Source organism: Pelotomaculum isophthalicicum JI (assembly GCF_029478095.1).
Lineage (GTDB): Bacteria > Bacillota > Desulfotomaculia > Desulfotomaculales > Pelotomaculaceae > Pelotomaculum_D > Pelotomaculum_D isophthalicicum.
Map to the genome: position 1 here is coordinate 1 of NZ_JAKOAV010000006.1, position 12861 is coordinate 12861.

15 protein-coding genes are annotated in these 12861 nt (G+C 46.7%); 5 read left to right on the forward strand and 10 right to left on the reverse strand.

The genetic code is table 11. The annotated features are described in order from the left end of the window. Window positions 1-406: 406 nt before the first annotated feature. Entirely contained in the window at window positions 407-1681 is a 1275-nt protein-coding gene (locus L7E55_RS04570; RefSeq protein WP_277442876.1) for a copper amine oxidase N-terminal domain-containing protein, read from the forward strand. 169 nt (window positions 1682-1850) lie between these two features. Beyond that, complete coding sequence (locus L7E55_RS04575; RefSeq protein WP_277442877.1) at window positions 1851-3284, forward strand: tRNA nucleotidyltransferase/poly(A) polymerase-related protein; 1434 nt, start codon at window positions 1851-1853, stop codon at window positions 3282-3284. On the opposite strand, the gene L7E55_RS04580 is transcribed toward L7E55_RS04575, so the two are convergent. The 3 genes from L7E55_RS04580 to L7E55_RS04590 form a co-directional block, all read right to left on the reverse strand. After that, entirely contained in the window at window positions 3277-4182 is a 906-nt protein-coding gene (locus tag L7E55_RS04580; protein WP_277442878.1) for an SDR family oxidoreductase, read from the reverse strand. The genes L7E55_RS04575 and L7E55_RS04580 overlap by 8 nt on opposite strands. 105 nt (window positions 4183-4287) lie before the next feature. Next, on the reverse strand, window positions 4288-4500 hold the full coding sequence (locus L7E55_RS04585) for a hypothetical protein (protein WP_277442879.1): 213 nt from the start codon (window positions 4498-4500) through the stop codon (window positions 4288-4290). A 29-nt stretch (window positions 4501-4529) separates the two neighbouring features. Next, on the reverse strand, window positions 4530-5120 hold the full coding sequence (locus L7E55_RS04590) for a hypothetical protein (protein ID WP_277442880.1): 591 nt from the start codon (window positions 5118-5120) through the stop codon (window positions 4530-4532). A 341-nt stretch (window positions 5121-5461) separates the two neighbouring features. Between L7E55_RS04590 and L7E55_RS04595 the strand changes: the two genes are divergently transcribed. Further along, the gene (locus L7E55_RS04595; RefSeq protein WP_277442881.1) at window positions 5462-5800 is read left to right on the forward strand and encodes an SH2 domain-containing protein; all 339 of its coding nucleotides are present in this window, start codon (window positions 5462-5464) and stop codon (window positions 5798-5800) included. A 252-nt stretch (window positions 5801-6052) separates the two neighbouring features. Further along, the gene (locus L7E55_RS04600; protein WP_420852006.1) at window positions 6053-6874 is read left to right on the forward strand and encodes a Dam family site-specific DNA-(adenine-N6)-methyltransferase; all 822 of its coding nucleotides are present in this window, start codon (window positions 6053-6055) and stop codon (window positions 6872-6874) included. Between the two features lie 134 nt (window positions 6875-7008). On the opposite strand, the gene L7E55_RS04605 is transcribed toward L7E55_RS04600, so the two are convergent. The 5 genes from L7E55_RS04605 to L7E55_RS04625 all read right to left on the reverse strand — a co-directional run bounded on the left by L7E55_RS04605 (window position 7009) and on the right by L7E55_RS04625 (window position 10612). After that, window positions 7009-7773 (reverse strand): sulfurtransferase, encoded by a 765-nt coding sequence (locus L7E55_RS04605; protein WP_277442883.1) that lies wholly within the window; start codon window positions 7771-7773, stop codon window positions 7009-7011. Between the two features lie 62 nt (window positions 7774-7835). After that, window positions 7836-8534, reverse strand: coding sequence for a TVP38/TMEM64 family protein (locus tag L7E55_RS04610; protein ID WP_420852007.1), 699 nt, complete (start codon window positions 8532-8534; stop codon window positions 7836-7838). Continuing rightward, window positions 8531-9583: an arsenosugar biosynthesis radical SAM (seleno)protein ArsS gene (arsS, locus tag L7E55_RS04615; protein ID WP_277442884.1), complete on the reverse strand. Its 1053-nt coding sequence runs from the start codon at window positions 9581-9583 to the stop codon at window positions 8531-8533. Before arsS ends, L7E55_RS04610 begins: the two co-directional genes overlap by 4 nt. 16 nt (window positions 9584-9599) lie before the next feature. Beyond that, window positions 9600-9932, reverse strand: coding sequence for an arsenosugar biosynthesis-associated peroxidase-like protein (locus L7E55_RS04620; RefSeq protein WP_277443010.1), 333 nt, complete (start codon window positions 9930-9932; stop codon window positions 9600-9602). Continuing rightward, window positions 9932-10612 (reverse strand): TIGR04282 family arsenosugar biosynthesis glycosyltransferase, encoded by a 681-nt coding sequence (locus tag L7E55_RS04625; RefSeq protein ID WP_277442885.1) that lies wholly within the window; start codon window positions 10610-10612, stop codon window positions 9932-9934. The genes L7E55_RS04620 and L7E55_RS04625 overlap by 1 nt, the downstream gene beginning before the upstream one ends. Window positions 10613-10677: 65 nt before the next feature. Here L7E55_RS04625 and L7E55_RS04630 point away from each other — a divergent pair, with 65 nt between their 5' ends. Further along, window positions 10678-11373: a TIGR04283 family arsenosugar biosynthesis glycosyltransferase gene (locus L7E55_RS04630; RefSeq protein ID WP_277442886.1), complete on the forward strand. Its 696-nt coding sequence runs from the start codon at window positions 10678-10680 to the stop codon at window positions 11371-11373. Here the strand turns inward: L7E55_RS04630 and L7E55_RS04635 are convergent. Further along, window positions 11344-11805 carry a C-GCAxxG-C-C family protein gene (locus tag L7E55_RS04635; protein WP_277442888.1) on the reverse strand — a complete coding sequence of 154 codons (462 nt, stop codon included), beginning with the start codon at window positions 11803-11805 and terminating at the stop codon, window positions 11344-11346. The genes L7E55_RS04630 and L7E55_RS04635 overlap by 30 nt on opposite strands. A gap of 12 nt (window positions 11806-11817) precedes the next feature. Then, window positions 11818-12747, reverse strand: coding sequence for a lysylphosphatidylglycerol synthase transmembrane domain-containing protein (locus L7E55_RS04640; protein ID WP_277442890.1), 930 nt, complete (start codon window positions 12745-12747; stop codon window positions 11818-11820). Between the last annotated feature and the right edge of the window lie 114 nt (window positions 12748-12861).

The window sequence follows — 12861 nt, forward strand, 5'->3', positions numbered from 1 at the left end:
TTTAAGCAGGGTTAAAAAATAATAACATTACTCACTTTTTAAGAATAACAAAAAAGGCTTGAACTCCTTGCAAATACAGGGTTTTCAAGCCTTTTTATAGTTTGTAACTGTCAAAGATGAGATTATATTACATTATTTTTTATATTACAATGGTTATTGTTCAAACACAGGGACAAGAAACAAAAAAATAATACGTTGACATCTATCTCATATCAACGGCATTGATAAGCAAACCTAATTAGCGCCATAATATACAACTATTATTTTCTTTTGAAAATGTTATAATAAATTGATTAATAATAACAATGTTCCTCTTACAGCCAACTTAATATTAATCATAAAACAAGGGAGGTGCATGGCTGGTTATCCTGTAGAACCTATCGAAAAACTGAATGGGGGTAGCCTTATGAGAAGAAAGCTTATCATTGTTTTAGCATTCACCTTGCTGATGATATCCGCAGCATTTCCCGCTTTTGCCGCTGAAACTATCCGGCTGCAAGTAAACGGCGATGCGGTCCCGTCACCCGGCCTGTATCTGGAAAACGACTGCAGTATGGTTTCGGTGGACACCTTTACCCGGCTTGCCGGCGCTGAAGTCAAATGGTCTGCTAATGACAACTTTGCCATTACGGAAAACGGAGTGACCCTGAATCTATCCGTGGGAAAAACTGAAGCCCTGCTGGGGGACAAGCCTGTCACACTGCCTGTCGCGCCAACTAAAACAGGAGACAGCGTTTTCATCCCTCTCCGCGCCGTCAGCGACGCCTTTGGTTTTAAAGTTGACTGGGATGGGGAACAGTGGCTGGTTAATCTGACCAGAGACGAACAAAGGGACGGCATGTCGGTTTCCGACTTGCTGGCCAAATCCACAGTGGCTAGTCAAGCATATAACACGTACTCCATGGAAGGCCTCTTCAACATTGCCATGGACATCCAGGCGGACGGGAAAGCTGTTGAACAAGCCCCGAAAAACATCACCTCGAAGCTAACCGGCCAAATTCAGAATAATCCATTCCAGGTATACGTGAAACAAACTGTTACGCCCGGAACTGCGGACAATAACAGTGAAATGATTGTTGAAACATATATGGACCAGGCCAAGATGTATATCAAAGCCCCAGAACAGGACTGGACCGTCATGAACATGCCGTTTTCACCGGAATTCTGGAAACAGCAGCAGGATATCCAGTCAGACCCATTGAAAGCCGCCGAGTTGATGAAGGAAATGGGGATTTTATTGAACTTCGGCAACGACGTGACAGTTGACGGCAAGGATTACTATGTCGTGAACGCAGCTATCGACATGAACAAGTTTAAACAAGGTTACCAAAAACTCCTCCAGCAAGCGATGCAAGCAATACCGCAGGACACAACCGCTGGAAACGCTGCCGACTTACAGAAGCAAATGGCGGATCTCTTTAAAAACGCCACGCTGGATTATAATTACTCAGTTTTAGTCAACAAGAAAACCCTGATTGGTGAGATTGTCAAGTTTGACGCCCGGTTGATCATGTCCATGGAGAACCCGGCGCCTGAGCAGGCAAGCGGGGCGGCGACAGATAACACGCCGAAAACAATGAAAATGGACATGAAGATAAAGGGTGACATGAAAATCACTGATCTAGGCAGCCCCTTCAAAGCCCCGGACGTTAGCGCCGCCAAAGAAATAAGCAAACCGTAACATCCATCCAGCAGAAAAAAGATTGAAATCACTATCCGGACGCCGAAATTCAAAACACCTGGTTGTTAAACCAGGTGTTTTATTATAGTACAAAATAAATTAATAATGTTAAAATTGAAGTATTTAAGGCAACATTATTTATAGCGCCAAGGAACAGGTACATGATTTTATGAAAACATTATTATCTTCAATTCAACAAATATGCGCGGACAATCACCAAGCGGCTTTCATAGTGGGGGGATACCTGCGGGATATCCTACTGGGAAGGAAGCCCGGCGACATCGACCTGGCGCTCGAAGAACCGGCGCGTAACCTAGTAAAGGAACTAGCCCGCAAGCTGGACGGCACGCTGGTGATCCTGGACGGCAAAAGGTCCGTTTACCGTTTGATCATCAACACGAAGAATAGCTCCAGCCAAATTGATATAGAAGGGATTAACCCGGGCGGGCTGTTATCCGACCAGGCAAGACGCGATTTTACCATCAACGCCCTAGCCGTGCCACTCGACCAATACTTGCATAATCCTTGCTGGAAAGAGTGCATCATTGATCCCATGGGTGGATTGGCTGACTTGCAACGCGGCACAATCCGGGTTTGCAGCGAAACTTCAATAGAGAACGACCCGCTGAGGGCGCTCCGGGCTTTCCGGCTGGCCGCAAACTTGGGGCTTGTCCTTGAACCCGGCGCCATCCGGCTTATCGCACAGTTGCAAAAACAGGTTTTAGCCTGTGCGGGGGAACGAATCTGGGATGAACTTGCCGCCATTTTCATTCACCCGCAATCAGTTCCTGTAATCAGGCTAATGGATACTGAATGTGGCCTGCTGGAAAAGATTATCCCCGAACTAGCCCCTCTGAAGGATATGGTGCAAGGCGGCCACCATACGGATGACGCGTGGGAACACTCGCTGAAAACACTTGAAATCTTTGAGCGTATAATCGATAGCGGCCTGCCTTCGGATTTAAATGACAAAATAATCGGCTATACGAGTAAAAAAATTACGCGGTCCCGCAACCGCCTCCCGGCGCTTAAACTGGCCTGTTTGCTCCATGACGTGGGCAAGCAATTTTGCCGGGAATATGCCGGAAACGGTAAGTATACCTTCTATAACCACCACAAACTGGGAGTCCCCGTGGCTGGCGCCGTCGCAGGGCGGCTGAAGCTAAGCGGCGCTGAAAATCAAATAATCAAAACCCTGGTTGGATCGCATATGGACCCTTTATTCTTATATAAGGATAATCCACCCAGCCCCCGTGCCTTACGCCGGTTTTTTAGCAGGTCAGGCCTGGAGACAACAGGGCTGCTGCTGCTGTCTCTGGCCGACATCACCGCCAGCCGGACTGCCTCCGGACATAAGGATGAGGCATGGTCCTACCGGAAATTCATTTTGGATCTTCTCAATAAGTATTTGAATGAAAACAACCGGTATGTATCACCGTCCAGGTTGCTCGACGGAAATGATATATGCGTGATTTTGGGAATAAAGCCTTCCAAGCGGGTCGGCCGGGTGTTGGAATCACTAGCCGACGCACAGGTTGAAGGGCTGGCGCGAACAAAAGAAGAAGCTGTGGCGTTCATTAAACAATACAAGCGCCCTACCTGACAAGCGCCGGTATCGTCTTAACAGCAGCTATACCGCTCCATTGTTTTTTCATGTCAATTAGCCCTTCCCGAACATTCATCAGTGGTGTAACGGCCACCGAGCGAACCTTATCGACTTTCAGACCGCCGCGCAAAGGCCGGAGCGCTTGCTGACCCAGTTCCCCGGTAGCCACCGGTGTAATCAAGCTTCGGTCCAGCTCAAAAATTTCTGCCGCGAGAACCGCAAAGTCATACCGGTTCAATAATTCCGGGCCGGCAATGTTGTAAATTCCCTCCTTGCCGCTTTCGACCAGTTCTTTAATGATTGCGCAAAGGTTGTTCACATAAGTGGGTGTACTGAACTGATCATTAGGAACTTTTACTTTTTCTCCCTGGCGAAGGCGCTCGTTTAAACGTACAACAAAATTTTTTCCTTGTTTTTCATAACCGTACACCACACTTGTGCGAATAATCAAGTGAGGGCACGTCGACTGCCGGATTAGTTGTTCCGCCTCGTTTTTAGCCTTTCCATACATGTTGAGCGGGTTGGAAGGCTCTGTCTCAGCGTAAGGGCCGGCTGCGCCGTCAAAAAGGTAATCCGTGCTAAAAAAAACCACTTTCGCTTTGATTTCGCCAGCCGCGGCCAGAACGTTTCGCGTCCCGTCTATATTGACCCTGCGGCACAGTTCCGGTTTTTTTTCGCAAGCTTCCACGTCCGGCAAGGCTGCGGGAAGAAAAATAACATCCGGTTTTAACGCGGTGATAAAATCTGTGACAGTTCCTGATTTGGTCATATCCAAGCTATACATATCCGGCATCGGATATGAAAAGTAAGTGCCGGTAACCTGGTGGGAACCGGCAAGCGCCTGGCAGAGATTGAAGCCAATCTGTCCGGACGCGCCAATAATTAACATTTTCATGATTACCCCACCCTATGATTAGCTATTTGCAAGGCATACACCAAACTCCAAACAAAGAATCATAAATAAGTTAATGGGGGCAACGCCCCCAAACTAACATTTTCTTCACCCGGTGTGCGTCCTTACTCCTACCGATCTCATTGATGCCGTCAACTTACTTGGTATCACTTTAGTAGGATCGTAAATAATGCTAACCCGGTCGACCCCGGCGATCTGTACATCCTTCACACCTTCCATGGCAAGAAGCTCTTTTTTCATCAAGGCTGTTCTATCTGCATCATACAAGCCTTCCACTGTAAAATGCATCAGATAGTCCATCAACTTCTCCTCACGATTTTATTGTTTAGTTAATCACACTTAGGTCCACACGGCTGCGGGAACAGCTCAGGCGGGCACACAAACGGGCCTACCGGCGAAACGCTTTCACAGAGATGCGGAACACAGAAACCAAAACTAGGAACTAAAAGCTTTACGACAGCAAGAGACTGAATTACGATGCACAAGTCAAAATTGCAGCAGACCTGATTCCCGAGGACCAGGCAAGGTCCGCAGGCAAAATTCGGCACGTCGCACACAACGGTGGTCGGGAACGGTGTCGCGGGGGCACAAAGCGATACAGTTTTTGTGAAACCGAAACTTAAATCAGAAAGTTTGCATACTACGTCGCCGCAGGCATCCCTGATTTTAATCTTAAGGGTCACCTGAATCGCTACTACTACGTTGGCGCGGCCACGTTCATCCGGCTCGGAGCGGGGCAGCACTTCATTGCAGGAGACATTTGTTATTTTACACTCTGCAGATACCCCTCCTTCACAATCTTCCGGCAAATCGAAACAGACGTTTTCACGGCGCTCGGCCTGAAAACAAAAATCATAAACTTTGGGCACCTCAATACAAACGGTTTCTGGAAACAACTTTCTTACATCTTGCGTTTCCATAAGAGAAGCTTCCTCCTTTAAGGTATGCGGAAATCGAACCGCAAATTACCTAATTTTAGTACAGATTATGCCTTTTTAGACGAAAAGGTGAAATTTTTTAGTTAATTTTACTAATAAACTTAAAAATTAAATTTAATGAGCAGTTTTTATCTAATGTTTACCAATTATTACTTTATATCCCAAGATATTATGCCAGCAACTTTTATCATTGCAATATTAAATTTGGTTAATTATGTAACTATATCAAAATTAAACCATATAGTTAGTTATTTCTACTCATACACAAAATTACTTTTTTATCAGTACTATATATTCAAGTAAATTTTTAAGGGGGTAAAATCATGTTCTTTATGAACTTCACCCTGCCACGCCGGCAACTAGTGAAAGATAGTACCATAAAAACAAATGAAGAGAAGAAGGAACTCACTGAAATAATGAAACCATCACCTAACTTTGAACAAATCCAACCAGGTCTATATTGTTTTTCTTTTTCCTCCACAGCCGACTCAGGAACATTTCCCGTCAACCGTCAGCAGCTCAATTTAACACCCTTCAAGCAACAAAAACATTACCCGGCAGAAGCTCCCGAAAAAATACCGGGGACTAGATTTGTCAAGGCAGACGATCAGCAACCGGGCGCAAACAGCCTATACGATTTGCCCTTATATTGTTTTACCTGACACAAATAAATACCGGCAGTGTGCCGGAGACTAACCCAATGACCATTTATGTCCTCTCAAAAACATAGTCTCAATTGACTATGTTTTCTCATTATGAGACAATAGCATAAACAAACATATATTCGAAACCCTTGACGCATGGGCAACCGGGAGCTAGCTATGGAGGGTTGGTGCAAGGTGGCCGCCAACACCTTGAAGTATCCTGTAGAAGAGTATAAAGGCAGATGCAGATAATGAATTTTACATTGTGGAGTGAATACCTTGAGACCATTTCTCAAATGGCCCGGAAGCAAATATCGCATTGTTGACCGTGTTAAAGAACAACTACCACCAGGCCGCCGGCTTATAGAGCCTTTTGTTGGGTCCGGCGCGGTGTTTTTAAATACTGACTACGATAATTATTTATTGGCGGATAATAATCCGGACCTGATAAATGTATTCAGGTTTTTGCAATCCGAGGGGAAAATCTTTATTGAATATTGCAGGACTTTCTTTACTCCGGAAAACAATTCCGAGGAAGTTTACTACACATACCGGCATGAATTCAATAATACCAAAGACGATAAATTAAAAGCCGCCCTTTTCCTGTATCTAAACCGCCATGGGTACAACGGCCTGGTCAGGTACTCGCTAAAAGGTAATTTTAACACGCCTTTCGGTACTTACGAAAAACCATACTTCCCTGAAAAAGAGATGATATATTTCCATAAAAAGGCGCAGCGAGCCCAATTTATTTGCTGCGGCTTTGAAGATGCTATGTCTCAGGCAATGCCCGGCCAGGACGTTTGTTACTGCGATCCGCCGTACGTAAATCTCTCCCCAACCGCGAACTTTACTAGTTATAGCACGGGCGGGTTTGGCCTTGAGGAGCAACTGCGCCTTGCTAAACTGGCAAAGGGTTTAGCTGAAAAAGGGATCCCTGTTTTACTGTCAAACCACGATACAGAGTTTGTTAGGCGGGCTTATGCTTCCGCCCAAATTATTGCGTTCGACGTACAAAGATTTATTAGCTGTGACAGCACAAACCGCGGCAGGGTCGGAGAGGTTTTAGCCTTATTCCCTGGCTGCAGTTAAATAGCGTTAGTTTTTTGCTTGGAAGCAATATCTGAATCGGGATTATTATCATAATTTCTTATACGACAAGAAAGGCCTTGAACAACAAAAGTTATTCAAGACCTTTCGAATTATTTTACTGATTTATTTATTAGTTATTTTTCTACTGAAAGTCCCGCCCCGGCCCATTCACTAAACGACGCGTTATAGTTTTTGGCTTTCTCATAGCCGCACATGCGTAGTATTTCCGCCAAAAAGCCGGACCTGATTCCTACTGTGCAATAAGTCACAATATCATCCTCCGGCTTCAACCCCGCTTTATTGAACATTTCTTTAAGTTCAGGAATACCCTTGATAGTGCCGTCGTCATTATAGGCATTGTTGTAGGGAATACTAATCGCCCCCGGAATATGCCCTAACGCCTTTTCACCATGATTTGTCTTACCGCTGTACTCCTCAGGCGAACGGGCATCTAAAAGCTTAATACCGGCCATATTATTTTTAACATAATCGGTAGTTGCCAGTAATGAATTATCCGGTGTGGTAATTTTAAAGGCAACTGGATTAACAGGGGGAACGTCTTGAGTTATTTCCCCGCCGAATGCCTTCCATGCCGGGAAACCGCCATTCAACATTTTGGAATCTTTTAATCCGGCTATCCTCAACATCCAGAGGACTCTTCCTTCTTCACCTAAACCCTTCGGATCATTATAAACAATAATTGATTTACTGCCGTCTATGCCCAGACTGCCAATTTTCTCCGCTAATTGATCCGGAGGCAGGACCACCCCCCAACCAGTCTCCCCTTGTTTCGGCTGCATATTGGACAAAGACTGCCAAGTTACATTGATGGCGCCCGGCACATGACCTTCACTGTAATCTTTTCCTGCCCTGGCATCCAAGACTACTACTTTCTTCAAATTATCTTTAAGCCTGAAACGAAACAAATAACAAACGCATAAATCTTAGAACTCATAATAAATTATACTTTGGCTGATTGCTTATTTCGTTCACTTATAATTTTCTTAATCACCACAACCAAAACACTAACAGATATTAAGCTTAAAATACCAAAAACAAACGTCTTTACACTGCCTACCAGAATATCACCCACATAGGAGTACACAAGGGTGGCCGGCAGTTGGCCCAAGCCGGTTGCCCAGAAAAACTCCCAAAAGCCGATGGAGGTGAGGCCCGCCGCGTAACTTACCACATCAAAGGATACAAAGGGAAGCAAGCGGGCAATCAGGATCGCATATTTACCGTAGCGTTCAAAAAACCGGTCAGCCTCTTCCAGGGCAAATTTGCTGGTAAACCGCTCAACCACCGACCTGCCGTAAAACCTGGCAATCCCGTAACACAATGCCGCCCCGCACATGGCGCTAGACCAGGAAAGGAGAGCGCCCTTAACCCAGCCAAACAAGGCCGCGTTGGCAAAGGTAATGACAAAAGCCGGCAGCGGCGCGGCTACTGACTGGAATACCATCAGAAAAAAGGACACAACGGGAGCCCAAATGCCAAAGGATAAAATATAATACTTCATAGCGGTGATATCGACCATGGAAAGGATCAGAACAACCCGCCTGATACTGAACTGCAAGGGTTCAACAAAAACGTAGAGGCCTGCCAGGAGCAATAAAATACCGACTTTTATCCATGCCGGTACTTCTAGTTTCATCATTTGCACCTAACCTCCAAAACAGCGCCCCCGCAGCTGGAGCCTAAGCCCGCCGTGCAGGCGTAGCAGTGGTTGTCCAGCATGATCGGGCGGTTTCGCAGACACGTCAAATCAAAATTATGGATATATCCGGGAACATCCGGCGTACAGGTCAATCCCAGCGCCTGGTTAAAATCACAGTCATATAGACGCCCGTCCCAGCCAACCGAGATCTGGCTCCGGCACATGACCAGTTCGGCGGCAGCGGGATTAAAGGCGCCTGCAAGGCGAACCAGGTAATCTTCCAGGTTGCCTGATTGCATCAAAAAATTCAGAAAGCGCCCGATTGGCACGTTTGTTAAGGTGAAGAGTTTATTAAAAACGATCCCGTAACGGCGCGTCATCTCCCGCCGAAATTCAGTTTCAATAGAATGCTGGGCAGGCGGCAGAAACGCCCCGCCGGGGTTATAGACCAGGTTGATCCGCAGCCCGCTCTGTTCCCGCCCGTAACCTAGTTCGTTCATACGCCTTAGCACGCGGATGGAAGCTTCAAAAACGCCATCCCCTCTCTGCCGGTCAGTATTTTTTCCCAGGTAGTACGGCAGGGATGCGACCACTTCCACCTTGTTACGCGCGTAGAGTTCAGCCAGTTGGGCATATTCTTCCAGTTCCAGCACGGTGAGGTTGGTGCGTACCATAACCTTCCTCCCCAGCTTGACGGCTTCTTCTATTAACCAGCCTAAATTAGGATTTAGTTCAGGAGCGCCGCCGGTAATATCAAGTGTGGGGATACCCGTGCCGGCCAGCACGGATAAGCAACTGGATACAGTTTTCCTGCTCATTGACTCAGTTCTTTCAGGCCCGGCCTCCACGTGGCAGTGTTTGCACGACAAATTGCAGACCTTGCCCATGTTCACCTGCATTACAGAAATACCGTTACTTCTTAGTGGAAAAAGGCCGGCTTCCATGAACTTGTGAACAATGGGCGTGACCCCCGGGGTCTCCCTAAGAAATTCCAGCTGCTTTTCACTGTCGCTTTGCGGGCGTTGTGGTGCTTTCAAGCTTAAACTCATCAGTGTCTCCTATCTATTAAAATCCAAGCCTGCCGGCGATATTTTTCATCTGTACGCCGTGAACCAATGCGGCCCCTCCCCTGATTGCAGCGGCCACGTGAACAGCCTCGGTCATTTGCTCTTCATTTGAACCCTTTTCAAGGGCTTCTCTTGTGTAAGCCTCGATACAGTAAGGACACTGCAGGGCGTGGGCCACTGCAAGAGCAATAAGCGCTTTTTCCCTTGCGCCCAGGGCTCCTTCCTGGAATACCGCATTATAGTAAGACATAAACTTTTCCCAGAGCTCGGGCGCACCCTCACCCATTGTCGGAAATTTTGCCAGGTCGGCGGGATTGTAATAACTACTCATCATGCTTTCGCCCTCCTAATAAATTTTAAAAACTGACTGGTCCTTTTATTAATCGGCATGAAATCTATTTGTTGCCGCTCAAACTGTTCCGTCATGGCCAGGAGGTCGTCAGGCCGGTCGACATCAGACAAGCGGTCTAGGAGGCTGTATGTCACGTTGTACTTGTCGCAGATAGTCAAAGTTTTTTCTAAAACACTTTCTGTGCCCCAGTCGATATCGTCAAAAACCCTTCCCTCAAAGTACCGCATGCCAACAAGGTAATAACCCCCATCGAACGCCGGACCAAAAACCAAATCAGATTGGTCCAGCAAATACAGCGTTTTTATCAAAAAAGAAGGCGGCAGAGCAGGCGTGTCAGTTCCAATCAGAACAACCGGGGAGTGGCCGCGTACAAACAGCTGCCCGGCTACGCCCAGCATGCGCTGTCCAAGGCTTCCCTCAGGCTGGGGGATAACTTCCTCGTCAGGTCCCACAACCTTAGCCAGTTTGTTGATTTCACCCGCCGGAGTTGCCGCAATATAGCTTTTAAATTCAGTCAGTCGCCTGACTTTGTCCAAAGTGTCCTCAAGAAAGGCCCACTGCAGGGCTTCCCGCTGAGCCGGTGTCAGAACGCCGCTCAGGCGGCTCTTGCCCTCAGCCGAAGGGATTCTGGACATAATTGCCAGCGCCGGTTTAGCCATTTTTCACCTTTCTTTTCTCACATACTATTAAAGGATTAGAAAAAAGAATCGAGAAAAACTTTATTATGAACAAGAACAAGCACCCTTTGATCAGCATAATAATTCCGACCTATAATGAGTCTAAAACTATAAACGAAACTATTGAGCACCTGCGCCACTGGGACAACATCCTTGAAATTATCGCGGTGGACGGTGGAAGCAGCGACGGCACCGCCCGGCTGGTCAGTCCTGAAGTCAAGCTGATCAACGCTCCCATGGGCAGGGCAAGTCAAATGAACGCGGGCGCCCGGCTGGCATCCGGTGAAGTACTGCTGTTTTTACACAGTGATACCCGCCTGCCACGTGATTTTCCGCAACAGCTTGATCAAGCTCTGTCCGACAGCGGCGTGGTTGGGGGCGCGTTCAAAATGAAAATCGACCACCCCGGTTTGTTTTTTTACCTGACCTCCCTTGGTTCAAACCTCAGGGCTGCCGTTACAGGCATTTATTTCGGCGATCAGACTATATTCGTGCGGCAAGATGTCTTTCACAAAATAGGAGGCTTCCCATCTATTGAATTAATGGAGGACTGGGAGTTTTCCAAAAGCATGCGCCGGGTTGGGAAAACCCTGCTTCTACCCGGCCCCGTCATTACTTCAGCCAGGCGCTGGCTTATTCACGGCAAATGGCGTACCGCCTGGCTGATGCACAAGATAAAGACGCTTTACCTTTTAGGAACCAGCCCGGATGATTTAAAAAGGATGTACTCCGACAGGCGCTGATAGCGTCTTCCTGGCCAAAAGCAACTCCAGGGTAATAGCGGCCGTAGTAACGGTGATTTCCTTACACCTGGTATTTTTAAAGGGTGACAGTTTCTTTCTGAGCCCCCTGCAGCAGGTCAGACCAAATTCATTTACAAACTTACGGTGCAGTTCCGCAGCGGCCTCTGAAATTTCCTTGTCGAAGCCCTTTGTTTCGGGACCGGCAAGCAGTAAACCTATTGCCATCACTCCTCCCGCCAGAGCCCCGCAAGTGCAGCCGGCGTTCATACCGTGACCGAAACCCGCGGCCAACTGTCTTATGCCGTCTGTTTGGCCGTTTAACAGTTCCAAGTTGCTCAAAACCACTGCCTGAGCGCAGTTATAGTCCTGGTTAAAGTATTTTTCCGCTCTTATACGCACTTCTTTATCCAGATCCTGATAAAAGTCATCCATCTGTATACTCCACTACTTCCTTAAGGCAAATATAACGCCACCGGCAAGGCTGGTCACAGTAACCAGGGTAAAAAACAACAGTGAACCGGCAAGCGCGGTTGCCGGATTTATCCCCGCAAAACCGTAAAGCAAGACGTACATTCCTTCTCTTATGCCAAGGCCGTTAATTGACAGCGGCAGCATTGACACGGCCATGATTACAGGTATGAATAAAAAGTGTTTAAGTAAAGGTATATCCGCCCCTATAGCCCGGAAAATAAAAACATTGGAAAGTACCAGTACAAACTGAAACAAAAAGGACAACATCAGAACCTTCACCAATACACCCGGATGCTCTTTATAATTACCCAAACGGCACAGCCACTGTCCTATTTTGCTGTCTTCCTTGGAAGTAGAGCATAACAAAATTGCCGTTACGGCCAGGCAGAACGCCAATATCCCACCAACCAGCCAGCTGACGATACCGTTCCCCCCTGTTCCTGAAACAAGCGCCAGGGCAATCGCCGCAGTAAGAGCAAGCGCTAACGAGGCCAGCAGGCGCTCTACTATGACCGAAGCGGCAGCTTCTTTGGTTTTACCGGATGACCTGGCTGCATCGTATATTCGCATGGCATCTCCACCTATGCTGGAAGGGAGGAAATTATTGGCAAACGGGCCCACGTAATAAAACGATAACAGCCTGATAAAAGGAATTTGAACCTTTTGAACTGTTAATAGCGGCTGCCATTTTAATACGCTAACCAGCATACATATGTTTACCATTAAAAAAGATGCAAACAATGAAGGCCAATGACTGTTGATAATAAGCACCTTTAACGGGCCCAACTGAATCCTGTTAAGGATCCAAGCTAACAGCCCGGCGCTGATAACAATTTTTATAAACATTTTCAACGACGAATTAAGCTGTTTGGCATTCCCGGCTAGCCGGCAGGCATCTTCCATACTTATACTTCTCCAAAACGGAAAATAAATTTAATATCTGACCCTTTCTCCTTAGTCATTATTTTACCATGAGCTAATTTAATATTTAAAATAAAATATTTTTATGGATTTACT